Raw genomic sequence first — 23,286 nt, 5'->3', positions numbered from 1 at the left:
GGCGCACAAAGAAAAAGGGCCGCCCCGATGGGACGGCCCTTTGTCGTATCCGGAAGGTCTAAAACCCTCAGCCGCGCAGCTTGCGGGTGATGGTCTCCAGGTCCTGGCTCAGGGCCGGGTCCTCGGCGCGCAGGGCTTCGATGCGGCGCACGGCGTGCAGGACGGTGGTGTGGTCGCGGCCGCCGAAGCGCCGGCCGATGTCGGGCAGCGAACGGGTGGTCAGCTGCTTGGCCAGCCACATGGCCGCTTGGCGCGGACGGGCGATGGCGCGGTTGCGGCGCTCGCTGAGCAGGTCGGCCTGTTTCATGCCGTAGTGCTCGGCCGTGGCCTTCTGGATGTCGTCGATGGTGATGCGCTTCTCGCCGGCCCGCAGGTGCGGACGCAGGATGGCCTGCACCTCGTCCAGGGTCAGGCGCGAGACGCCTTCGCCGGCCCGGGCCGACAGGGTGTTCAGCGCGCCTTCCAGCTCGCGGACGCTGTCGGTGAAACGGTCGGCCAGGAAGTTCATCACTTCGGGACGCATGGTCGGGTCAAAGCCGTGCTGGCGCGACAGGGCCTGCAGCTTGCGCTCCAGGATGCCGATGCGCAGGGCGCGGTCGGCCGGCTCCAGGCCGCAGACCAGGCCCGCCTGCAGGTGCGAGCGCAGGCGCGCGTCCATCTCGGTCATGGCCGCAGGCGCGCGGTCCGAGGAGAACACCACCCGGCGGCCGTCCTCGACCAGGGCGGTCAGGGTGTGGAACAGCTCTTCCTGGCTGGACTGCTTGCCGGCGATGAAGTGCACGTCGTCGATGATCAGCAGGTCGGCGCCGCGCAGCTCTTCCTTGAAGGCGGCGGTCTGGCGATCCATCACCGCGCGGACGAAGGTCGACAGGAAGCGCTCGGCGGTCAGATAGACCACGCGCTTGGTTGGGGCCTGGCGCATGGCCTCCCAGGCCAGGGCGTTGAGCAGGTGGGTCTTGCCGAAGCCGTAGGGGCCGTGGAACAGCACCGGATTGAAGTGGCCGTCGGCCCAGCTGGCCACCCGGCGCGCCACGGCGTGGGCGAATTCGTTGGCGGGGCCCGGCACGAAGGTGTCGAACGTGAAGCGTTCCTGCAGGCCTTGAACAGGCGAAGGCTTGGCGCCGGCCGTCGCGGCGGGCGCCAGGGCGGGAACGTCGCTGGAGACGGGCAGGACGATCTCGATCGGCTCGACCTTGGCGTCGTGCGCGCCCATCGGACCGTTGGCGGCCTCGAACTCGATGCGCGACTTCAGGTCCAGACGGCGGGCGCTGGTGTCGTTGGCGGCCCACAGCTCGCTGATGCGACGCCACGCGCTGCGACGGATCCAGTCACGGGCGATGCCCGTCGGAGTCACCAGGACCACGTCGCCGGCCGCGCCGTCACGCAGGGCGGCCGGGGCCAGCCACGAGCCGAAGGCGGCGTCGCCCAGCTCGCGCTTCAGCACCACGCACACCTTGCCCCAGACGGCGCTCGCGGGTTCGCCGGCGACCGTCGAATACACAGCCGAAAACTCCTGGCTCACTACCCCGCCCTTGATCGTCATCGGTCACCGCCTCGCGTACATGTCGTGTCATCCCGATCGCCGCCCCCCATGGCGCACGACCGCGTCCCAGAGCCTCCGTCCAACAGACACAGGGGTTCGATCGGGGAACATAGGGTTCCGCCGCCGCCACTCGTTTTTCCATGGACTGGAAGGTCGCTGAGACCTTTAAACTAGCCAGCGGACCCTGCCGGTCAAACGGAAAACTTGCGTCCGACCCCGGATATTTCTGTTGACTCGACGGACGTCCTCGCCCGCCAAGGGAATGCAAATTCCCCTCCCGATAATCACACGCGAATTGTCCCGAAGGACAATCAGGAGTTTGCAGGAAGGCAATAGAAAAAGCCGACCGAGTTTCCTCGATCGGCTTCTCTAAGTCTTTGAATTCGCTGAACGAACGACGTTCGGCGAGAAACTGGATTAGGCGGCGGCCTGATCAAGCTTCTTCAGGCGGGCGGCCAGGCGCGAGACCTTGCGCGAGCCGGTGTTGGGGTGGACGACGCCCTTGGAGACGGCGCGCATCAGTTCCGACTGCGCTTCGACGAAAGCGGCCTTGGCGACGGCGACGTCGCCGGCCGAGATCGCGTCTTCGAACTTGCGCAGGAAGGTGCGCACGCGCGAACGGCGAGCGGAGTTCACTTCGGTGCGACGAGCGATCTTGCGGATCGCTTTCTTGGCGCCGGGATTATTGGCCATGGTTTGGACCTTCAGACGGACAGCCGCGCGGGCAGCCGCGAAGCAGGAGAAATCAAGAGCGCGCGGATATACGGGAAGGTGGTTTCCGGGTCAATGCATCCGCGACCGGAATCTGGCGCCCGGGTACGAGCCTACCTTCACGTCCCCTTGAACGCCGGTTTGCGCTTCTCGACGAAGGCCCCCATGCCCTCCTTCTGGTCATCGAAGGCGAACAGCGAGTGGAACAGGCGCCGCTCGTAGACCAGCCCCATGCTGAGGGTCGTCTCGTAGGCGGCGTTGACCATGTCCTTGTTCATGGCCACGGCCAGGGGCGACTGGGCGGCGATCTTGGCGGCGATGGCCAGGGTCTCGGACTCCAGCATGTCAGCCGGGAAGATCCGCGAGGCCAGGCCCGCGCGCTCGGCCTCCTCGGCGCCCATCATCCGGCCGGTCAGGATCATGTCCATGGCCTTGGACTTGCCGATCAGGCGGGTCAGGCGCTGGGTGCCGCCGATACCGGGGGTGACGCCCAGATTGATCTCGGGCTGGCCGAACTTGGCGGTGTCGGCGGCCAGGATGAAGTCGCACATCATGGCCAGCTCGCAGCCGCCGCCCAGGGCGTAGCCGGCGACCGCGGCGATGATCGGCTTGCGGATGCTCTCGACCCCGCGCCCGCCGGCGGCGAAGAAGTCCTCCTTGAACATCTCCGGATAGGTCTTGGTCGACATCTCCTTGACGTCGGCGCCGGCCGCGAAGGCCTTGGCCGAGCCGGTGATGACGATACAGCCCACCGCGTCGTCGGCCTGGGCGGCGGCCAGGGCCTGGCCCAGCTCGCTCAGCAGTTCCGAATTGAGGGCGTTCAGGGCCTCGGGCCGGTTCAGGCGGATCAGGGCGACCCCGGGCGCGCTTTGCGGCGCTTCGACGATCAGGGTCTGGTACTCGGCCATCGGCGTCTCCTGCTTGAGCGCCGCTGTTTATAGAGGGCCGCACGCCGTTGGCGAGCCCCGGGCGCGAACCTTCGCCGTGAGGCGCCCATCGCTGGAGCGATGAATCGCGACGAGGCCGGTCGGCGGCCGCGCTTTCGTCGAGAAAAAGGGCGGAGGGGCGCCGGATCGCGCCCCTCCTGACAGGCTTAGAACGTGCGGACGTAGGCGACGGTGAAGCCGTCGACCGGCACGTCGTTGATGTCGTAGTGCGTGTAGTCGAAGCGCGCGCCGCTCTTGGCGTCGAACTTGTATTGCGCACCGACGCCGTACGAGATCGCGCCGTCGTTGGTGTCTTCCGACACACTGCCGCTCTTGACCTTGGCGGCCAGGTGGCCGTAGCCGACGCGGCCGATCAGGTCGACCTTGTCGCCGACGGGCAGGAAGCCGACGCCGTAGATGAAGGCGGCGCTGTCGATCTTCACGTCGACGGCCGGGGCGTCATAGATGCGGTCGTCCTTCAGACCGAAGAACAGGTCGCCCTCGACGCCGACATACTTGTTGGCCTTCCAGCCGAAGCGGCCGCCCAGCGTGGGCAGCTTGGCGTCGTCCACGTTCAGGCTGCTGTCGAACTTCAGGGTCTGGATGCCGGCGTTCACGGCGCCGTAGATTTCAGCCGAGGCCGGAGCGGCGACGGCCAGAGCGGCGACGGCGGCGGTCGCGGCCAGATAAGCGAACTTCATAAGGAAAAACCCCCCTCAAAATCCCGGGAACATCCGGGACCGGAGCGCTTAGGGTGATCTTCCCTGACGAGCAATCGGGGCGGGACTTCCTCCGGTTGCTTTCCCGGAGGACTGATACAAATCTGATACAGTCAAGCTTGCCGGTCCCGTACCCGGCCCTTCAGACCTGGCAGACCGGACAGAAGAAGGTCGAGCGGCCGGCCTGGACCTCGCGGCCGATCACGCCCCTGCAGCCGGGCGTCGGGCAGGACTGGCCCTCGCGGTCGTAGACCCGGAACCGGTGCTGGAAATAGCCCAGGGCCCCGTCGGCCGCCGCGAAGTCCTTGAGGGACGAGCCGCCCACCTCGACCGCCTCGACCAGCACGTCCTTGATCGCCGTGGTCAGCGGCCCCAGCCGCTTGCCGGCGATCATGCCCGACGGCTTGAACGGCGAGATGTGGGCGCGATGCAGGGCTTCGCAGACATAGATGTTGCCCAGGCCCGCCACGGTCTTCTGGTCCAGCAGCAGGGTCTTGGGGCCCTGCTTGCGGCCGTTGAAGGCCTTGACCAGGGTCTTGGCGTCGAAGGCCTCGCTCAGCGGTTCGGGGCCCATGGTCGCGAACCACGGGTGGCGGTCGACCCGGTCGGTGGCGATCAGGTCCATGAAGCCGAAGCGGCGGGGATCGTAATAGGTGACCGTGGCGCCGTCTTCGGTCTCGAAGACCACATGGGCGTGCTTGTCGTCGGGCGTGACCTCGCGGGCAAAGTCGCCGGGACGGACAGCGCGCTCGGACGAGGGCGCGGCGATCTCGAACCTTCCGGTCATGCCCAGGTGCATCACCAGGGTGTCGCCGCGATCCAGCGGGGCCAGCAGGTACTTGGCCCGGCGGTCCAGCCGCAGGATCCTGGCTCCCGTCAGGCGCTGGACGAAACCCTCGGGCAGGGGAAAGCGCAGGTCGGGCCGGTTGGCGCGCACGCGGGACAGGCGCGCGCCGCTCAGCACCGGCTCCAGGCCTCGGCGCACGGTCTCGACTTCGGGCAGTTCGGGCAAGGAAGACCTCGGCTCTGTCTTGGGGCGACAGATATCGGGCATACCGGCGGCCGTTCCTAGGGCGCCGCGCGCAAAACCGGTGACGGACGAACCCTGACGGTTATAAGAGCCGGACGAACCGCCCACCGACCTCGAGCGATGACATGACCAAGGCCTCCGCCACCTTCGGATTCAAGGACGTCGACGCTTCGGCCAAGGCCGGGCTGGTGCGCGGGGTGTTCGACCGGGTCGCCAAGAACTACGACCTGATGAACGACGTGATGAGCGGCGGGGTGCACCGGCTGTGGAAGGACGCGGTCGCCGCGCGCCTGAACCCGCAGCCGGGCGAGATCATCGTCGACTGCGCCGGCGGCACCGGCGACATGGCCCGCCGCTTCGCCAAGATGGCCCGTCAGGCCCAGGAACGCCGGGGCGGCCCGGACGCCGCCGTCCACATCATCGACTACAACGCCGAGATGATCGCCGCCGGCATCGAGAAGGGCGGCGCGCCCGAGATCACCTGGACCGTGGGCGACGCACAGCGCCTGCCGTTGCCCGACGCCTATGCCGACGCCTATGTGATCTCGTTCGGCATCCGCAACGTCACCGACATCGACGCGGCCCTGCGCGAGGCGCGCCGGGTGCTGAAGCCCGGCGGCCGCTTCATCTGCCTGGAATTCTCCAAGCCGGTGACCGAGGCCCTGTCCAAGGCCTATGACGCCTATTCCTTCAAGCTGATCCCGCAGTTCGGCGAGTGGCTGGCCAAGGACCGCGACGCCTATCAGTACCTGGTCGAGAGCATCCGCCGCTTCCCCGACCAGAAGACCTTCGCGGGGATGATGGAAAACGCCGGCTTCAAGCGGGTGACGATCACCAACTTCACCGGCGGCGTGGCGGCCATGCACCAGGGCTGGGCGCTCTAGGAAACCGGCTGGACATGACCCGGGGTCAACGGGCTACGGCGCGGCCATGACCGACCTGCAGATCCACGACCGCCTGATCGAAACGCCCCGGGGCCGCCTCTTCGCGCGTCGCTGGGACAAAGGCGAACCCAGCCCCGGCGCGCCGCTCGTCCTGCTGCACGACAGCACCGGCTCGGTCGAGCAGTGGCGCGACCTGCCCGAACGCCTGGTGGAAGCCACCGGCCGGTCCGTCATCGCCTATGACCGCCTGGGCTTCGGCAGGTCCGATCCGCATCCGGGGCGGCTGAACCCCGATTTCATCCACGACGAGGCCCATTCGGGGCTTGCCTATGTGCGGGAGGCCTTCGGGGTGACGCGCATGGTCCTGCTGGGCCACAGCGTCGGCGGCGGCATGGCCATGGCCTGCGGGGCGGCCTATCCCGAAGCGACCGACGGGGTGATCGCCATCTCGGCCCAGGCCTTTCGCGAAGACCGGACCGTGGCGGGCGTGCAGGCGGCCAGGATCGCTTTCCAGGCCGAGGACCAGGTCGCGCGCGTGGCCCGCTATCACGGCGACAAGGCCCGCTGGGTGCTGGACGCCTGGATCGAGACCTGGCTGGCGCCGTCCTTCGCCGACTGGACTCTGGACGCCGACCTGCGCCGGCTGCGCGCCCCGGTCCTGGCGATCCACGGCGACCAGGACGAATACGGCTCGGTGGCCCATCCCCAGCGGATCGTCCGCGAGGCGGGCGGTCCGGCCGAGCTGGTCATCCTGGAGGGCGGGCGCCACATGCCGCATCGGGAGCAGCCGGATCTGATCCTGAAGCTGGTCGGCGACTTCGTGCGCGGCGCCCCCTAAAGCGCGGGCCGGGTCAGGGCGTAACAGCAGCTCGGCCCGGCGATCTCGCCCAGCTGTGGGCGCGCCTCCCAGTTCTCCAGCGTCGCCTCGTGAACGAGCCCGGCCTTGCGCAGGACGGCGGCCGAGGCGGCGTTATCGGGATGGCAGGTGGCCCAGACGCGGAAGATCCCGGGCTGGGCGATGGTCCAGGCGACCACCGCGCGGGCGGCCTCGCTGGCCAGGCCCCGCCCCCAGAACGCTTCGCCCAGCACATAGCCGAAATCGGCCTTGGGCGGCGACAGCCGTAGCTCCAGGACCCCGGCCAGCTTGCCCGAGGCCGTTTCGATCAGCGCCCAGGGAAAGGCCGAGCCGGACGCCCAGCAGGCCTCGCAGCGCTCGGCGAAGGCCAGGCTCTCGCCCACGTCGCGATGGGTTTCGAAGGTCATGAACCGCGTCGGCGCGGCCTCGCCCGCATAGCGGAAGATGTCTGCCGCATCGGCCCGCTCGACCGGGCGGAGATGCAGTCGCTCGGTGCGAAATGCCTCGGGAGCCCGCATGCGGTCAGCGCGTCAGCACGATGTGGGTCACCAGCTCCATCGGGACCACCTCGGCCACCCGGTAGCCCAGGCCCGGCAGATCGAGATCCGCGAACAGGGACTCGCCGCGCCCCAGGACGACCGGCGCCTGGGCCAGGTGCAGCTCGTCGATGGCGCCCGCCCGCAGATATTGGCGCACCGTAGAGACGCCGCCGCCGATCTTCACGTCCAGGTCGCCCGCCGCGGCCTTGGCCTGGGCCAGGGCGGACTCGATGCCGTCGGTGACGAAATGGAAGGTGGTGCCGCCCTCCATCACGATGGGGTCGCGGGGGTGATGGGTCAGGACGAAGGTCGGCGCGTGATAGGGCGGATCGTCGCCCCACCAGCCCTTCCAGTCGGGTCCGCCCCAGTCGTCGCCGGCCGGGCCGAACATGTTGCGGCCGATGATGAAGGCGCCGAAGCCCTTCATCGCCGCGTCGGCGAATCGGTCGTCGGTCCCGCCGTCCTGGCCGGTCATCGCCCGAAAGGCGCGGGTCGGATAGAACCAGCCGTGCAGGGCCTGGCCGCCCTTGCCCAGCGGATGCTCCAGGCTCTGGTCGAGGCCGGCCCCGAAACCGTCGATCGACACCGCGAACCCCGCCGCGCGCACCTTGCCCATGGGGCCTCCGTTTGAATTCGACGCCTGGACGAACGGCCCGTGGACCTAGGCCATCCGGATAACGATATTCGACAACGGCCGCGCGGCGATGTCTTCCATCATTTCGTGGAGGGAACGCGTTCCGCCAGGTCGCCGCAAAGCCTTGAGCGCGCCGGAATTGAGAAAGACCAGTTGCACCTCTCCGGGCCAACCCGGCCCGCCGCCGCTTACGGCGTCCCAGAAGGCGTCCATGTTTCGCCCGAAGAGGTGTCCGTTTTCGGGTCGAGCAGCGTCGAGGTAGCGCTGCCAGAACGCCTCGACGCTCGCGACACCGGCGCAGTCGACGGTCACCATCGGCATTTCGCTCTTGTCGCGAGCTTGGCTTTCCGCGCGATCATCGTCGGGAACGAGTTTCGCAGAGACGCAGTAGGCCAGGAAATCCGCGCCATAGGCAGGTTCGAGCAGAACCAGCTTGGCTGTTCCCGCCTCAAGTCTGATCAGCTGCCTGTCGCGGAAGGCGTCATACTTCGAGTGATACTCGGCGGCGGCCGATTGGTGCGGCCGCAGGAAGAGCGCCTCCAAATTCGCGAGCATCTCGCCTGCCGACAGGCCGACCTCTTCGAAGTCCGGGCCGGAAGCCACCTGGAGCTCGGAGATGGTGTTCCCTTCCCGGAAGCCGTCCATGCAGAGGGCCTCCACGCCATCGAGTTCCAACGTGAAGCGCCGCCCGTCGACATGCGTCAATCCGAGCAAAGCCCGCCCCTCGCCGACGGCGATCGCCCTCAATTGGCCGTCATGCAGGCCGGTCAGCGGGCCGGTCAGCGGGCCGATTAGGCTGGGTAGCGTCATGCGCCCGACTTGACGGGCCCGCCGGGTCGCCGTCAATGACCGTGACGGGTGGAGAGCGGACGTCGGTCTAGACACTCGCCGTCATCGTTCCTACGCTCCTGCCCAAATGCAAAATAACCCTTGGTTCGCTCGCATCGGCTTCGTGCTCATCCCGATCACCATGCGCGGGTTCTTGTTCGCCTTCGGAATGATCTCCATGGCGGTATATCTTTGCAACGCTGGTGGCGAGTTCCTTGATCTTGGCGATGGTCTTCGCGCCACGATCTTTATTCCACTAGGGTTCCTCGTTGGCCTCGCGTACGTAGTCATCGGCCTATTTAAGTCCCGCCCGTTCCGGCGGTAGATGAGAAGTCTGATCACTAGGTGCGCAACGGGTCGACGCGAACCCTTTCCCGCTAGAAGCAGCGCCTCCGGCCAGCCTTTTCGCATCCCTCGGCCGACCGCCGGGCGAAAGCGGCCTTGACCCGGGCGCGCGGAGCGGGCTTTCAGGCCGGACGATGATCTTCACCGCGACTCCGCTTCGCCGTTCGCCCGCCGAGACCTCCGCCGCATGAGCCGGGTCGCCGCGGGTCTGCGCCTGATCGCCGTCGGTTGGCGCCTGGTCCGGGCCGACGCCCTGATCCCGCGCGAGGTCGAGCCCCTGCTGCCGCCGTCGGCGCGCCTGGCCGGGCGGGCGCTGCGGCTGTTCTCCGGCGGCGCGGCGCGCAAGGGCCGGCCGGGCGAGCGCCTGGCGCGGGTGCTGGAGCGCCAGGGACCGGCCGCCATCAAGATGGGCCAGTTCCTGTCGACCCGGGCCGACATCTTCGGCGCCGACTTCGCCGAGGACCTGTCGCACCTGAAGGACCGCCTGCCGGCCTTCCCGCTGGAGACGGCCAAGGCCGAGATCGAGCGCGGCCTGCAGGCGCCGCTCGACACCCTTTACGCCAGTTTCGACGCCTCCATCGCGGCCGCCTCCCTGGCCCAGGCCCATTCGGCCACCCTGCTGGACGGAACCCGGGTGGCCGTGAAGGTGCTGCGCCCCGGGGTCGAGCGCCAAGTGGCCGACGACACCGCCGCCTTGCGGCTGGCCGCAGACCTGGCCGAACGCCTGGTTCCCGCCGCCCGCCGCCTCAAGCCCCGCGAGTTCGTCGAGGTGGTGATCCGGGCCCTGGACCTGGAACTGGACCTGCGCTTCGAGGCCGCCGGCTGCGCCGAGCTGGGCCAGGCCATGAAGGCCGATCCCTACATGCGCGCGCCGGACGTGGTGTGGGACGGGGTCGGCAAGCGCTTCCTGACCCTGGGTTGGGCGCCGGGCATGGCCCTGTCGGACCCCGCCGCCCTGAAGCAGGAGGGCCTGGACCGCAAGACCCTGGCCGAGAACGTGACGCGCGGCTTCCTGGCCCAGGCCCTGGACCACGGCCTGTTCCACGCCGACCTGCACGAGGGCAACCTGTTCGTCAGCGCCCCGGCCTCCATCGTCGCGGTCGACTACGGCATACTGGGGCGCCTGGGTCCGGGCGAGCGCAAGTACCTGGCCGAGATCCTCTACGGCTTCCTCAATCGCGACTATCCGCGCGTGGCCGCGATCCATTTCGACGCCGGCTACGTGCCCGCCCACCAGGACCGCGACGCCTTCGCCCAGGCCCTGCGGGCGGTGGGCGAGCCGGTGTTCGGCCGCGACGCCTCGGGCGTGTCGATGGGCAAGCTGCTGGCCCAGCTGTTCGAGATCACCGCCCTGTTCGACATGGCCCTGCGCCCCGAGCTCGTCCTCCTCCAGAAGACCATGGTCACCGTCGAGGGCGTGGCCCGCCGCATCGACCCCAGCCACGACCTCTGGGCCGCCGCCGACCCCGTGGTGCGCCGCTGGATCGGCCGCGAGCTGTCGCCCGCCGCCCGCATCCGCGACTTCGCCGAGGAGGCGACGCGGGCGCTGAAGGCCATGGCCCGCCTGGCCGAGGCGCCCCCTGCCCCGGCCGTCGCGGTGGTCGAGACGACGCGCACTCGACCACTGCTGTGGTTCCTGGCGGGCGCGGCGGTGGCGACCCTGGCCTTCGCGGTCGGGGCTTGGCTCGTTTAAGACCCTGTCGGCACGCCGACTGGCTCCTTACCCCCTCACCCTCCCAACCGCTTCGTGGTCGGGCCCCTCCCTCTCCCTATGGGAGAGGGTTTTCTCAGGCGCAGCCTAGCTGTCGCTGCTGCTGGAACCCCGATCCCGCGAGGCGGTGCTTCGCCGGCCGCCGCCGGCCTTCTGCTGGGTCCAATAGGCTTCACCGTCGTCGGGCTTGAACATGGTGCGCGGCGCGCCTGTCTTGGTGACCACCGCGAAGACATTGCCCTTGGGGTCGTAGATCAGGGTGTCGCCATTGGACCGCTGCAGGGTCTGGACGCCCGCCGGCGGGTGGCCGACGAAGGCGTGGACCTTGCGGACATAGTCGTCGACATCGGTGGCGGCGAACTGGTCGCCGAAGCGCTCGAAGCCGCGCTGGGCCGCCTCCTCGGCGGTGCGCGTGCGGTTGGCGGCCCACATCGGCTTGCCGGCGATCTTGGGCACGGGCGCGTCGCGCGGATCGGCCCGCCGCTCGGACCGCGCCGCACCGCCGTCGTAAGATGGCGGATCACGATCCGAAGCCGGCTCGGCCGAGGCGATCCGGTCGCCCTTGGCCGCCTTCACCGCCGAGGCCCCGCCGTCGCAGGCGGCCACGCCGAGGGCCAGGCCCAGGACGGCCACGGCGGAAAGCCAGGACGCGCACCGTATCGTCATGCTCGATCTCCAGGTTTATTTTCTACTTTAACGATTAGGAACGAAAAAAGAACGCCTGTCGAGTCCTCGTTAAGGATTTTCTTCGTGGGGGCTTACGCTGACGGCCGCGTCGCTCTATGCGCCTGGAGACGCGCCAAGGACCTACCCGTCCAGGCGAGGCGCGGGACGGAGACCACACCGTGAGCGACAAGCGGGTTCTTCTGATCGTCGGCGGCGGCGTGGCCGCCTACAAGGCGCTGGAGCTGACGCGCCTGCTGCGCAAGGCCGGCGTCGGCGTGCGGCCGATCCTGACAAAGGCGGGCGCGGAATTCGTCACCGCCCTCTCCCTCTCGGCGCTTGCCGAGGACAAGGTCTATTCGGAGCTGTTCTCGCTGACCGACGAGGCCGAGATGGGCCACATCGAGCTGTCGCGCTCGGCCGACCTGGTCGTGGTGGCGCCCGCCACGGCCGACCTGATCGCCAAGGCGGCCAACGGCCTGGCCGGGGATTTGGCCTCGACCACCCTGCTGGCCACCGACAAGCCCGTGCTGATGGCGCCCGCCATGAACGTGCGGATGTGGCTGCATCCGGCCACCCAGCGCAATATCGCCACCCTTAAGGCCGACGGCGTCGCCTTCGTCGGCCCCGACGAGGGCGCCATGGCCTGCGGCGAGTTCGGCCCGGGGCGCCTGGCCGAGCCGCCGGTGATCTTCGACGCCATCATGGCCGCGCTCGAAGGGCCCGCCGCCAAGCCCCTGGCCGGCAAGCACGCCCTGGTCACCGCCGGCCCGACCTTCGAGGCCATCGACCCGGTGCGCGGCATCACCAACCGCTCCAGCGGGCGGCAGGGCTACGCCATCGCCGGCGCCCTGGCGAAACTGGGCGCGCGGGTCACCCTGGTCAGCGGCCCGGTGTCGCTGGCGACGCCCCTGGGCGTGGACCGGGTGGACGTCGAGAGCGCGCGCGACATGCTGGCCGCCTGCGAGGCGGCCCTGCCGGCCGACGTCGGGGTGTTCGTGGCCGCCGTCGCCGACTGGCGCATCGACGAGGTGTTCGGGACCAAGCTGAAGAAGGACAAGCACGGCCCGCCCGCCCTGACCTTCGTGGAGAACCCCGACATCCTGGCCACCCTGTCGGCCACCGGACCCCGGCGCCCGAAGCTGGTTATCGGCTTCGCGGCCGAGACCAACGACGTCGAGAAACACGCCCGCGCCAAGCTGGCGCGCAAGGGCTGCGACTGGATCATCGCCAACGACGTCACCGAGCCCGGCGTGATGGGCGGCGACGAGAACGCCGTCCTGCTGATCTCCAAGGACAAGACCGAACGCTGGACGCGGGCCGCCAAGGATTCCGTGGCCCACGACCTCGCCCAACGCATCGCCCGATACCTCTAGAAACGAGCCCTTCATGACCACGCCGCACATCCCCGTCGTCCAGCTGGATCACGCCCAGGGCCTGCCCCTGCCCGCCTACGAGACCGACGGCGCGGCCGGCATGGACCTGCGGGCGGCGGTGGCAGAGGACGCGCCCCTGACCCTGAAGCCGGGCTCGCGCTTCATGGTCCCCACGGGCCTGGCCTTCGCCCTGCCCCACGGCTTCGAGGCCCAGGTGCGGCCGCGCTCGGGCCTGGCGGCCAAGGCCGGCGTCACGTGCCTGAACACCCCCGGCACCATCGACAGCGACTATCGCGGCGAGGTGAAGGTGATCCTGATCAATCTGGGCGAGGAAGACTTCGTCATCCGCCGGGGCGACCGCATCGCCCAGCTGGTGATCGCTCCGGTGGTCCAGGCCTCGTGGGGCCTGACCACCAGCCTGGACGAGACCACGCGCGGCGCGGGCGGCTTCGGCTCGACCGGCGGGCGCTGACCGGGATCGGAAAACTCAGGGCGTGACTCGCGAGAAACTTGCCTCTAGGGTCGCGCCCATGATCCTCGCCGCCAGCCAACAGCTGTTTTGGTATTTTAGCTATCCGACGCCTCTGGCGCCGGGAAGGGATCGTTCGGCCTGAAATCAGGCTCCAAGAACACCTTTCACCAGCCGCCAGGGGTTCCCCGGGCGGCTTTTTTGATGGCCGCCGGACCTCCCGACCTTCCAGGAGTTACGCCGTGCCTTCCTCGACCGCCCCCAATATCGTCTCGCTGCCCGTCCCCACCGACGACCTGCGGATAAAACAGCTGCAGACCCTCAGCCCGCCCGCCCAGGTGATCGGCGAGGCGCCGGCCACCTCGTCCATCGCCGAGGTCGTGGGCGACGCCCGCCAAGCCGTGCATGAGGTGCTGAACGGCCGCGACGACCGGCTGGTGGTGGTGATCGGCCCCTGCTCGATCCACGACCCCAAGGCCGCCCTGGAATACGCCCGCCGCCTGGCCGTCGAGCGCGAGCGCCATGCGGGCGAGCTGGAAGTGATCATGCGGGTCTATTTCGAGAAGCCCCGCACCACGGTGGGCTGGAAGGGCCTGATCAACGACCCGGATCTGGACGGCGGCTTCCGCATCAACGAGGGCCTGCGCCTGGCGCGGCGGGTGCTGCTGGACGTCAGCGCCCAGGGCCTGCCGGCGGCCTGCGAGTTCCTGGACGTCACCACCCCGCAATACATCGCCGACCTGGTGGCCTGGGGCGCGATCGGCGCCCGCACCACCGAGAGCCAGATCCACCGCGAGATGGCCTCGGGCCTCTCCTGCCCGGTCGGCTTCAAGAACGGCACCAACGGCGACGTGAAGGTGGCCATCGACGCGGTGACCGCCGCGGCTCAGCCGCACCATTTCCTGGCCGTGACCAAGGAAGGCCGCGCCGCCATCGCCACCACCACGGGCAACGCCGACAGCCACGTGGTGCTGCGCGGCGGCAAGACGCCCAACTACGACGCCGAAAGCGTGGCGGCCGTGGCGCAGGCCCTGACCAAGGCGGGCCTGGCGCCGCGCGTGATGGTGGACGCCAGCCACGCCAACAGCGGCAAGAACCATGAGAACCAGCCGGCCGTCGTGGCCGACATCGCCGCCCAGGTGGCGACCGGCGCCTCGCCCATCATGGGCGTGATGATCGAGAGCAATCTGGTGGCGGGCCGCCAGGACATCGTGCCCGGTCAGCCCCTGACCTACGGTCAGTCGGTCACCGACGCCTGCGTCGACTGGGAAACCTCGGTGCGGATGCTGGACGAACTGGCGGCGTCCGTGCGGGCCGGACGCGAGGCGCGGGCGCGCTAAGGCAAGACTTCGTCGGTCGCTCCTCCAGGGGAGCGGCCGTCAGCCGCCGTGCAGGGCCGGCGACATCGCCAGATAGCCGCCGAAGCCGGCCGCGAAGGCGGCGGCCGCCAGCCACAGGACGGGGCGGAACATGGACAGCGGACCGTGGGCGTTCATCGGGCGTTTCCTGAGCGGCGGCGCGGAACATACGGTTCCACGTCTGGAAATACGCGCGCGCGGCTCCCCCGGTTGCGCCGGCGCGTGAAGATTCTTGCCGCGATTCGCCCTTTACGCGAAGCGGCCCGTCAGGACGCGCTTTCAGGTCGAAACTCGACGCGCCCGAATAACGACGTTCTAGTTTTCAAACAAGCGAAGTACTGTTCTACGACAGTCGCTGCGGCGATCCGCCGCATGAGGAGGAAATCCCTGTCTCGGTAGGCGCTTTCCGCGCCTGTTCGCAACGGTTGGTACGCCTTTACCTGAAGGAAAAGGCGAATGTTCGTTTTGTTAAGGATGTCCGGACCAGAAGTCCCTCGCAACACGTTCGCCAGGGATCGCGGGACATGCTGAACAACCTCAAGGTAGCGCGCAAACTCTTGATCGCTTTCGCGATCCTCGTCGCGGCCGTGGCCACCGCCGGCGCCCTGGTGTGGAGCGGCCTGTCGACCATCCGCCAGGTCACCGCCCTCAACGAGCACAGCTACGCCTATGTGGGCACGGTCGACGAGACCTTGATGGCCCTGGTCGAACAGCAGAACGCCGCGCGCGGCTATGTGGCCAGCCTGGATCCGTCCTTCGTCGAGAAGTACGACAAGCAACAGGCCGCGTACGACAAGCAGTTCAAAGCCCTGATGGACGGGGTGGAGAGCGACGACGAGAAGGCCCGCGCCACCGCCCTGGCCGCCGCCGTCGACACCTTCCGCGCCGAGACCCGCGCCCAGATCGCCGCCGCCGGCGACCCGACCCAGCTGGAAACCACCCGCGCGGGCGTCGCCAAGGCCGGCCGCCTGACCGAGATCCGCAAGGTGCTCAAGGCCGTGCGCGACAACGAGCAGGCCCAGCTGGCCGAGCGCTCCAAGGACCAGGCCAAGGCCTTCGTCGCCGCCAACGCCGCCCTGGCCGTCGGCGGGGCCCTGGCCGTGGGCATCGCCGTCCTGATGGGCTGGCTGCTGACCGGCGCCATCGCCGCGCCCATCGCCGCCATGACCGCCGCCATGCGCCGCCTGGCCGACGGCGACAACACCGTCGCCGTGCCCGCCGTCGGCCGCAAGGACGAGGTGGGCGCCATGGCCGACGCCGTCCTGACTTTCAAGGACGCCGCCATCGAGAAGCTGCGCGTCGAGGGCCAGGCCGCCGAGCAGCGCCAGCAGGCCGAGGACGAGCGCCAGGCCAACGAGGCCGGCCGCGCCGCCGCCGCCCGCGAGCAGTCGGCCGTGGTCGACAGCCTGGGCCAGGCCCTGGAGCACCTGGCGCAGGGCGACCTGACCTATCGCCTGACCCAGACCTTCCCGGCCAGCTATCGCAAGCTGCAGGACGACTTCAACGCCGCCCTCGGCCGCCTGCAGGAGACCATGACGGTGATCACCGGCGCGGTGCAGGGCATCCGCTCGGGCTCGGGCGAGATCAGCCACGCCGCCGACGACCTGTCGCGCCGCACCGAGCAACAGGCCGCCGGCCTGGAAGAGACCGCCGCCGCCCTGGACGAGATCGTCGCCACCGTGCGCCGCACGGCCCAAGGGACCAGCGAGGCCGACCAGGCCGTCAAGGCCGCCCGCGCGGACGCCGAGACCGCCGGCCAAGTGGTCGAGCGCGCCATCAAGGCCATGACCGAGATCGAGTCCTCGTCGCAGCAGGTCAGCCAGATCATCGGCGTCATCGACGAGATCGCCTTCCAGACCAATCTTCTGGCGCTCAACGCCGGGGTCGAGGCCGCCCGTGCGGGCGACGCCGGCCGCGGCTTCGCGGTGGTGGCCCAGGAAGTCCGCGCCCTGGCCCAACGGTCCGCCGAGGCCGCCAAGGAGATCAAGACCCTGATCTCGACCTCCTCCCAGCAGGTGGGCGCGGGGGTGGAGCTGGTCGGCGAGACCGGCGAGGCCCTGCAGCGGATCGCCGCCGGCGTCGTGCAGATCAACCGCACCGTCGGCGAGATCGCCGCCTCGGCCCAGGAACAGGCCGTCGGCCTGCAGCAGATCAACACCGCCGTGAACCAGATGGACCAGGCCACGCAGCAGAACGCGGCCATGGTCGAGGAGAGCACCGCCGCCAGTCACTCGCTGTCCAACGAGGCCTCGGAACTGCAGCGGCTGGTCGGTCGCTTCCGCATCGAGGACGCCCCGTCGCGGAGCGTCCGCGCGGCGTGATGACGCGGCGCCAAGACAAGGTAGGGACTTTGATCGGGCGTTAAGTTGATTTTTGGACGGGTGCGTCCATTTATCCCTTGCCCGGGACGAAACGCCGATATATCGCCCCGGTCCATCGAACTGTTTTCGGGATCGAAGTCCATGGCCGCCGCGTCGAAGAAGAAGCTGGTTCCCCTGATCGTCGGCGGCGTCGCCCTGACGGCGCTGGTCGTGGGCGGCGGGCTGTGGTTCGTCGACAAGCAGCGCTACGAGACCACCGACAACGCCTTCGTCCAAGCCGACACCGTGCAGGTCAGCCCGCAGGTCTCCGGCTATGTGGTCGAAGTGCTGGTGGCCGACAACCAGCGGGTCGAGGCCGGCCAGGTCGTGGCCCGCATCGACCCCGCCCCCGCCCAGGCCAAGCTGGACCAGGCCATCGCCAACGCCCAGGCCCTGGAAGCGGCCATCAAGGGCGTCGACGACAAGGCCGCCCTGGAACAGGCCATGATCGCCCAGCGCGCCGCCGGCGTCGCCTCGGCCCAGGCCGACCAGGGCCGCGCCAAGGCCGACCTGATCCGCTACGACGCCCTGGCCAAGCAGGGCTGGGTCTCGGCCCAGAAGGTCCAGACCACCCAGGCCAGCGCCGCCCAGTCGGCCGCCGCCGTGCAGAGCGCCCAGGCCGCCCTGGAAGCCGAACGCCGCAGCGCCGAGTCGCTGGGCTCGGCCCGCGCCCAGACCGTGGCCCAGGCCGCCGCCGCCCGCGCCGCCGTCGAGCAGGCCCGCATCGACCTGGACCGCACCGTGATCCGCGCCCCCGCCGGCGGCGTGGTCGGCGCCCGGTCCTTGCGCCCCGGCCAGTTGGTCTCGCCGGGCGTGGCCCTGATGTCGATCGTCCCGGTCGGCCAGGGCTATATCGTCGCCAACTTCAAGGAGACCCAAGTGGCCCGCCTGCGCGTGGGCCAGCCGGTCGAGATCCAGGCCGACGCCTTCGGCAAGGCCAAGATCCACGGCAAGGTCGACAGCTTCGCCCCGGCCACCGGCCAGGAGTTCGCCCTGATCCCGGTCGAGAACGCCGTGGGCAACTTCACCAAGATCACCCAGCGCCTGCCGGTGAAGATCGTCGTCGAGAAGTCCCAGCTGGGCGCGGCCCTGCGTCCGGGCCTGTCGGTCGACGTCAAGGTCGACGTGCGCGATCGCTCGGGCCCGACCTTCGCCGAGGCCGGCCAGCCCAACACGCCCCAGTACGCCCAGAAAACCCCGGCGGGCCAGGCGCGCTAAGGCGCGCCGGACAGGATCGTCGCCATGACCGACGCCGCCCTCCCCACCCAAACCCCACTTGGCCAGGCCGCCGCGCCACCCAAGCCTGAAGTCGACTGGACCAAGCTGTTCCTCGGCTTCGGGGCAATGGTCATCGGCCAGTTCATGGCCATCCTGGACATCCAGATCGTGGCGGCCTCCCTGCCGCAGATCCAGGCCGGGGTGGGCGCCAGCGCCGACCAGGTCAGCTGGATCCAGACCGCCTATCTGATCCCCGAGGTCGTGATGATCCCGCTGTCGGGATATCTGTCGCGGCTGTGGGGCACCCAGCGCGTCTACCTGATCTCGTGCGCCGGCTTCATCGTGATGAGCGTGCTGACGGGTCTTAGCTCGTCCATCGACATGATGATCATCACCCGGGCCCTGCAGGGCTTCATCGGCGGGGCCATGATCCCCACGGTGTTCGCCGTGGCCTTCACCGCCTTCCCGCCCGAGCGGCGGGTGACGGCCAGCGTGATCATGGGCCTGATCGTCACCCTGGCCCCGACCGTCGGCCCCACCCTGGGCGGCCACCTGACCGAGGCCCTGTCCTGGCGCTGGCTGTTCTTCATCAACGTGCCCACCGGCATCGTCGTGCTGTTCGGCGTGGCCCGCTGGGGCCAGTTCGACAAGGGCGACCCCAGCCTGGCCAAGGGCTTCGACTGGTTCGGCCTGGCCGTGATGGCCACCTTCCTGATGAGCATGCAGTTCGTGCTGGAGGAAGGCTCCAAGGACGGCTGGTTCGAGGACACCGGCATCCTGTTCCTGACCGTGCTGGCGGTGATCACCGGCGTGGTCTTCGTCTGGCGGTCGCTGACCTACAACAACCCCATCGTCGAGCTGCGCGCCTTCGCCAACCGCAACTTCTCGATCGGCGTGGTGATGACGGCGATGTCGGGGGCCAGCCTGTTCGGCGGCACCTTCCTGATGCCGCAGTTCCTGGGCCGGGTGCGGCACTATTCGGCCTCGGAAGTGGGCACCACCATGGTGGTCTCGGGCCTGTCGATGTTCGCCACCGGCCCTCTGGCCGGGCGGCTGGTGCGAGGCATCGATCCGCGCATTCCGCTGTTCATCGGCTTCATGCTGGCCGGCTGGGGCATGTACATGGCCCATGGCGTGACCAAGGACTGGGGCTTCTGGCAGTTCGCCGGCGTCCAGGCCTGCCGGGGCGTGGGCGTGATGATCGCCATGATCGCCACCCAGCAGGTGACGATGAGCACCCTGCCGCCCAGCATGGTCAAGAACGCCTCGGGCCTGGTGAACCTTGCCCGCAATACCGGCGGGGCCATCGGCCTGGCCCTGCTGGCCACGGCGATCACCAACCAGACGGCCCTCTACTACATGGGCCTGTCGGACGAACTGAGCCAGGGCGACCAGCGCATGGCCGCCATGATGCAGGGCCTGGCCGCGCGCATGACCCAGCTGGGCGTGGCTGACCCCGACGGGGCGGCGCGCAAGGCGATCGGCGGCATGTTGCAGCAGCAGGCGACGGTTCTGGCCTTCGGCGACAGTTTCACCATGTTGGCCATTGGCTGCGTCGGGGCCGCCGTGATCTCCCTTCTGGCCAAGCCGGTGAAGAACGCCCCTCCTCCCCCTTCGGACGCTCACTAATGCCAAGAGTTGCGGGACAGATCGACGTCGCCAAGACCGAGGCCATCCTCGACGCCGCCGTCGAGGTGATCGGCCAGCGCGGCCTCTCCGCGCCCATGGAGGCCATCGCCAAGCGGGCCGAGGTCTCCAAGCAGACGGTCTACAACCACTACGGCTCCAAGGCCGAGCTGGTGCGGGCCCTGATGGCTCGCCGCGTGGCGATGATCACCGCGCCCCTGCGCGATCCGGGCGCCATCGACAATCCGCGCGAGGCCCTGGAGGCCTTCGCCCGCTCGATGCTGGAGACGGTGGCCACCACCAAGGCCTACGCCATCATGCGCGTGGTGATCCAGGGCGCGGGCGAGATGCCCGACGTGGCCCGCGAGGTGTTCGAGGCCGGCCCCCGCCAGACCCGCCGCCAGCTGTCGCTGTTCCTGGCCGAGGAGCACCGGCTGGGCCGACTGAAGGTCGAGGATCCCGACCAGGCGGCCGAGTTCTTCGGCGGCATGGTGCTAAGCCACCACCAGCTGCGCAGCCTCCTGGGTCTGCCGTCGGAAAAGACCCCCGAGGAATTCGCCGCCCTGGCCACCGAGGCGGCCGAACGGTTCATGCGGGCCTACGCGGTCTAAAGAAAAAGGCCCCGCCGGTGAGCGGGGCCTTCATCGTTTTCAGGCTTCGAAACCTAGGCTTCCGCCTCGTCCGGCATGCCCATCATGTGGAAGCCGGCGTCGACGTGGACGACTTCGCCCGTGGTCGATTTGCCCAGGTCCGAGACCAGCCACAGGGCCGCGCCCGCGACGCCTTCCATCGAGGTGTCTTCCTTCATGGCGCTGAACGCCCGGCCCTGGGCGATCATGCCCCGGCCGCCGGCGATGCCCGCCAGGGCCAGGGTGCGCATGGCGCCGGCCGAGATGGCGTTGCAGCGGATGCCCTTGGGACCCAGGTCGCGGGCGATGTAGCGGGTCGCCGCTTCCAGGGCGGCCTTGGCCACGCCCATGGTGTTGTAGTTCGGGATGGTCCGCTCCGACCCCAGATAGGTCATGGTGATCAGCGAACCGCCGTTCGGCATGATCTTGGCCGCGCGCTTGGCGACGTCCACGAAGCTGAAGGCCGAGATGTTCAGGGCCGTCAGGAAGCCCTCGCGGGTAGTGTTGTCGACGAACGAACCCTTCAGCTCGTCCTTGTTGGCGAAGGCGACGGAGTGGACGACGAAGTCGATGGTCCCGAACTTCTCCTCGATGGCGGCGAAGGCCGCGTCCATCGAGGCGTCGTCGGTGACGTCGGCCGGGACCAGGGTGGTGACGCCGATGCTCTCGGCCAGCGGCCGCACGCGGCGCTCCAGGGCCTCGCCCTGGTAGGTGAAGATCATCTCCGCGCCCTGGGCGGCGAGCTGCGAGGCGATACCCCAGGCGATGGAGTTGTGGTTGGCCACGCCCATGACGAGGCCCTTCTTGCCTCGCATCAGCTCGCCCTTGGGGAATGCGTAATCGTCGGCCATTGGTCGGCTCTCCTGGAATCCTTGAGCGCTAGCTAGCAGGAGGTTTCCTCCTGGGAAACCTTTCAGATGTCGAAGCCGGCGGGCGCCAGGCCCGCCTGGGCGCGGCGATGCATGGCCTCGAAGGCCGCCTCCAGGCCCCGGGCGAAGGCGGCGGGATCGAACACCGCCGAGGTTCGAAGGGCCTCGCCCAGACGGGTTTTCAGCGCCGCGAGCGCGGACCGGTCGGTCGCCAGGCGCGCGGCCGTGGCCACATAGGCCCCGACGTCCGGCGCGACCAGTTCGGGCAGGTCCAGAGCGGTCAGCAGGCTGGTCCCGACCCGGCTGGCGAAGCTTCGACCCGGCAGGGTCAGGACCGGAACGCCCATCCGCAGGGCGTCGCTGGCGGTGGTGTGGGCGCCGTAGGGCCAGGTGTCGAGCACCAGATCGGCCAGGGCCTGGCGCGCCAGATGCTCGGCATGGGGCGCGGGCGCGGCGAAGACCAGGCGAGCCGGATCGACGCCCGCCGCCTGGGCCTCGCGCCGCAGATTGGCCGGAACCGCCGAAGCGCCCCCGTAGAGCCACAGCACCGATCCGGGCGCGCGTCGCAGAATCTCCATCCAGGCCGCGAAGGTCTCGGGCGCGATCTTGCCGGGATTGTTCAGGCAGGCGAACACGAAGGCGTCGTTCGGCAGGCCCTCGTCGGCGCGGCTGGCCGTGGCGCTCGCCGGCGCCAGGGCGTCGTTGGGCTGGTAGAGTGGCAGGCGGACCACCGCCTCGCTCCAGTCGGCCTCGGCGCCCGGCGGCAGGGTCACGACGTCGGCGATCACGTAGTCGGCATAGGGCGCGGCCAGGGTTCCAGGATAGCCCAGCCAGCTGACCTGGACGGGCGCCAGGCGTTGAGCCAGCAGGCCCGGCCGACCATCCTGGGTGTGGCCCTTCAGGTCGACGGCGATGTCGACGCCAAGCTCGCGCGCCAGGGCCGCCACGGCGGCGTCGGGCATGCGCCGCACGTCGATCCGCCGATCCAACGCCGCGTCGATCCGCGTCCGCAGCGGGCTCGGCGTATCAGGCCCCCAGGACAGGGCGACGATTTCGAACCGGCTCCGGTCGTGCGCCTCCAGCAGGCCGGCCATCAGGCGGGCGGTGGCGTGGTCGTGCAGGTCGGCCGACAGATAGGCCACGCGGATCCGTTCGCCCGGCGGCCGCTCGGGCCAGGCCTCGACCGCGACCGGCGACGGCGCGGCCAGGGCGGCGCAGGCGCGGTGCAGGGCCGGGTCGTCGAACACCGACAGGGCCGCGAACGGAGCGATGGCCGGATGGCCCGACTCCAGCTCTGCCTGGATCGCCCCGCGCAGGGCCGCGTCGTCCCGCCAGTCGCAGGCCAGGCGGCGGGCGTGCAGCAGGTCGCCCCGGGCGCGGGGATGACGCGGGTCCAGGGCCAGGACCGCCTCCAGATCGCGGGCCGCCGCGTCCGGCCGGTTCAGCACCAGCAGCAGGGCCGCGCGATTGGTCAAGGCCTGGGGATGTTTCGGAGCGGCGGCGCAGGCCGTGTCGTGGGCGGCCAGGGCCTCGTCGAACCGGCCCAGGTCCGACAGGGCCACGCCGCGATTGCATAGGGCGTCGACGAAGTTCGGATCGGCGGCCAGGGCCGCGTCATAGGCCGCCAGGGCCTCGGACGGACGGCCCAGGCGGCGCAGGGCCACGCCCCGGGCGTTGAGCACCACGGGATTGGCCGGATCGTGGATCAGAGCCTGGTCGCAGGCCGTCACCGTTTCGGGGTCGCGTCCCAGGGCGACCAGGGCCGCCGCCCGCGCCGACAGCGCGCCCGTACGGGCCGGGTCCAGAGCCAGGGCCTGGTCGAGCGCCGCCAAGGCCTCATCGGCGCGGCCTAGGATCAGCTCGGCCGCGCCCAGCAGGTGCCAGGCCGGGCCCGAGGCCGGATCGGCGGCGGTCAGCTTGCGGCACAGGGCGGCGGCCTCGGCGGCGCGGCCGGCCTGGAACAGGGCGAGGGCCTCTCGCACGGTCATGGGC

The 23,286-nt window shown here is 69.6% G+C and carries 23 protein-coding genes; 11 read left to right on the top strand and 12 right to left on the bottom strand.

The window, feature by feature from the left end; all coding sequences use genetic code 11:
- Nucleotides 1–67 precede the first annotated feature (67 nt).
- The 5 genes from dnaA to mutM form a co-directional block, all read right to left on the bottom strand.
- A complete protein-coding gene (gene dnaA / locus AC07OA_RS06100) occupies nt 68–1,543 on the bottom strand; it encodes a chromosomal replication initiator protein DnaA (protein ID WP_494662863.1) in 1,476 nt (491 codons plus the stop codon).
- Between the two features lie 417 nt (nt 1,544–1,960).
- On the bottom strand, nt 1,961–2,236 hold the full coding sequence (gene rpsT, locus AC07OA_RS06095; RefSeq protein ID WP_494662862.1) for a 30S ribosomal protein S20: 276 nt from the start codon (nt 2,234–2,236) through the stop codon (nt 1,961–1,963).
- Between the two features lie 137 nt (nt 2,237–2,373).
- Nucleotides 2,374–3,162, bottom strand: coding sequence for an enoyl-CoA hydratase-related protein (locus AC07OA_RS06090; RefSeq protein ID WP_494662861.1), 789 nt, complete (start codon nt 3,160–3,162; stop codon nt 2,374–2,376).
- 185 nt (nt 3,163–3,347) lie between these two features.
- Nucleotides 3,348–3,881, bottom strand: coding sequence for a porin family protein (locus AC07OA_RS06085; RefSeq protein WP_494662860.1), 534 nt, complete (start codon nt 3,879–3,881; stop codon nt 3,348–3,350).
- Between the two features lie 160 nt (nt 3,882–4,041).
- Nucleotides 4,042–4,911, bottom strand: a complete 870-nt coding sequence (gene mutM / locus AC07OA_RS06080) for a bifunctional DNA-formamidopyrimidine glycosylase/DNA-(apurinic or apyrimidinic site) lyase (protein WP_494662859.1) — start codon at nt 4,909–4,911, stop codon at nt 4,042–4,044.
- A gap of 143 nt (nt 4,912–5,054) precedes the next feature.
- Here mutM and AC07OA_RS06075 point away from each other — a divergent pair, with 143 nt between their 5' ends.
- Both AC07OA_RS06075 and AC07OA_RS06070 read left to right on the top strand, forming a co-directional pair.
- Entirely contained in the window at nt 5,055–5,813 is a 759-nt protein-coding gene (locus AC07OA_RS06075) for a class I SAM-dependent methyltransferase (RefSeq protein ID WP_494662858.1), read from the top strand.
- 46 nt (nt 5,814–5,859) lie between these two features.
- Nucleotides 5,860–6,651, top strand: coding sequence for an alpha/beta fold hydrolase (locus AC07OA_RS06070; protein WP_494662857.1), 792 nt, complete (start codon nt 5,860–5,862; stop codon nt 6,649–6,651).
- Here AC07OA_RS06070 and AC07OA_RS06065 read toward each other — a convergent pair.
- From AC07OA_RS06065 to AC07OA_RS06055, 3 genes are read right to left on the bottom strand one after another with little or no spacing between them, the layout of a single operon-like run.
- Nucleotides 6,648–7,187: a GNAT family N-acetyltransferase gene (locus tag AC07OA_RS06065; protein ID WP_494662856.1), complete on the bottom strand. Its 540-nt coding sequence runs from the start codon at nt 7,185–7,187 to the stop codon at nt 6,648–6,650. The two genes, AC07OA_RS06070 and AC07OA_RS06065, sit on opposite strands and share 4 nt — an antisense overlap.
- 4 nt (nt 7,188–7,191) lie before the next feature.
- The gene (locus AC07OA_RS06060) at nt 7,192–7,824 is read right to left on the bottom strand and encodes a dihydrofolate reductase family protein (RefSeq protein WP_494662855.1); all 633 of its coding nucleotides are present in this window, start codon (nt 7,822–7,824) and stop codon (nt 7,192–7,194) included.
- Nucleotides 7,825–7,869: 45 nt separating this feature from the next.
- Nucleotides 7,870–8,652 (bottom strand): barstar family protein, encoded by a 783-nt coding sequence (locus AC07OA_RS06055; RefSeq protein WP_494662854.1) that lies wholly within the window; start codon nt 8,650–8,652, stop codon nt 7,870–7,872.
- A 550-nt stretch (nt 8,653–9,202) separates the two neighbouring features.
- On the opposite strand from AC07OA_RS06055, the gene ubiB reads away from it, so the two are divergent.
- Nucleotides 9,203–10,708, top strand: a complete 1,506-nt coding sequence (gene ubiB / locus AC07OA_RS06050; protein WP_494662853.1) for a 2-polyprenylphenol 6-hydroxylase — start codon at nt 9,203–9,205, stop codon at nt 10,706–10,708.
- A gap of 105 nt (nt 10,709–10,813) precedes the next feature.
- Here ubiB and AC07OA_RS06045 read toward each other — a convergent pair whose 3' ends face one another.
- Nucleotides 10,814–11,392, bottom strand: a complete 579-nt coding sequence (locus AC07OA_RS06045; RefSeq protein ID WP_494662852.1) for a hypothetical protein — start codon at nt 11,390–11,392, stop codon at nt 10,814–10,816.
- Between the two features lie 179 nt (nt 11,393–11,571).
- On the opposite strand from AC07OA_RS06045, the gene coaBC reads away from it, so the two are divergent.
- The 4 genes from coaBC (at nt 11,572) to AC07OA_RS06025 (ending at nt 14,574) form a co-directional block, all read left to right on the top strand.
- The gene (coaBC, locus tag AC07OA_RS06040; protein WP_494662851.1) at nt 11,572–12,765 is read left to right on the top strand and encodes a bifunctional phosphopantothenoylcysteine decarboxylase/phosphopantothenate--cysteine ligase CoaBC; all 1,194 of its coding nucleotides are present in this window, start codon (nt 11,572–11,574) and stop codon (nt 12,763–12,765) included.
- A gap of 13 nt (nt 12,766–12,778) precedes the next feature.
- On the top strand, nt 12,779–13,237 hold the full coding sequence (gene dut, locus AC07OA_RS06035) for a dUTP diphosphatase (protein WP_494662850.1): 459 nt from the start codon (nt 12,779–12,781) through the stop codon (nt 13,235–13,237).
- Nucleotides 13,238–13,295: 58 nt separating this feature from the next.
- Nucleotides 13,296–13,379, top strand: a complete 84-nt coding sequence (locus AC07OA_RS06030) for a hypothetical protein (protein ID WP_494662929.1) — start codon at nt 13,296–13,298, stop codon at nt 13,377–13,379.
- A gap of 97 nt (nt 13,380–13,476) precedes the next feature.
- Entirely contained in the window at nt 13,477–14,574 is a 1,098-nt protein-coding gene (locus AC07OA_RS06025) for a 3-deoxy-7-phosphoheptulonate synthase (RefSeq protein WP_494662849.1), read from the top strand.
- A 39-nt stretch (nt 14,575–14,613) separates the two neighbouring features.
- On the opposite strand, the gene AC07OA_RS06020 is transcribed toward AC07OA_RS06025, so the two are convergent.
- Nucleotides 14,614–14,730, bottom strand: coding sequence for a hypothetical protein (locus AC07OA_RS06020; RefSeq protein ID WP_494662848.1), 117 nt, complete (start codon nt 14,728–14,730; stop codon nt 14,614–14,616).
- Between the two features lie 386 nt (nt 14,731–15,116).
- Between AC07OA_RS06020 and AC07OA_RS06015 the strand changes: the two genes are divergently transcribed.
- The 4 genes from AC07OA_RS06015 (at nt 15,117) to AC07OA_RS06000 (ending at nt 20,407) form a co-directional block, all read left to right on the top strand.
- Complete coding sequence (locus AC07OA_RS06015; protein WP_494662847.1) at nt 15,117–16,913, top strand: methyl-accepting chemotaxis protein; 1,797 nt, start codon at nt 15,117–15,119, stop codon at nt 16,911–16,913.
- A gap of 141 nt (nt 16,914–17,054) precedes the next feature.
- Nucleotides 17,055–18,170, top strand: a complete 1,116-nt coding sequence (locus tag AC07OA_RS06010; protein ID WP_494662846.1) for an HlyD family secretion protein — start codon at nt 17,055–17,057, stop codon at nt 18,168–18,170.
- A gap of 24 nt (nt 18,171–18,194) precedes the next feature.
- The gene (locus tag AC07OA_RS06005; RefSeq protein ID WP_494662845.1) at nt 18,195–19,799 is read left to right on the top strand and encodes a DHA2 family efflux MFS transporter permease subunit; all 1,605 of its coding nucleotides are present in this window, start codon (nt 18,195–18,197) and stop codon (nt 19,797–19,799) included.
- Nucleotides 19,799–20,407: a TetR/AcrR family transcriptional regulator gene (locus AC07OA_RS06000; RefSeq protein ID WP_494662844.1), complete on the top strand. Its 609-nt coding sequence runs from the start codon at nt 19,799–19,801 to the stop codon at nt 20,405–20,407. Before AC07OA_RS06005 ends, AC07OA_RS06000 begins: the two co-directional genes overlap by 1 nt.
- Nucleotides 20,408–20,460: 53 nt before the next feature.
- Here the strand turns inward: AC07OA_RS06000 and AC07OA_RS05995 are convergent, their stop codons facing one another.
- Both AC07OA_RS05995 and AC07OA_RS05990 read right to left on the bottom strand, forming a co-directional pair.
- A complete protein-coding gene (locus tag AC07OA_RS05995) occupies nt 20,461–21,276 on the bottom strand; it encodes an enoyl-ACP reductase FabI (RefSeq protein ID WP_494662843.1) in 816 nt (271 codons plus the stop codon).
- 62 nt (nt 21,277–21,338) lie between these two features.
- On the bottom strand, nt 21,339–23,282 hold the full coding sequence (locus AC07OA_RS05990; RefSeq protein WP_494662842.1) for an O-linked N-acetylglucosamine transferase, SPINDLY family protein: 1,944 nt from the start codon (nt 23,280–23,282) through the stop codon (nt 21,339–21,341).
- Between the last annotated feature and the right edge of the window lie 4 nt (nt 23,283–23,286).

The sequence above is a fragment of the Caulobacter sp. GW821-FHT09B08 genome, from assembly GCF_059418225.1.
Note: the sequence above shows the minus strand (reverse complement) of the source record. Positions and strands in the feature narration are given on the sequence as shown.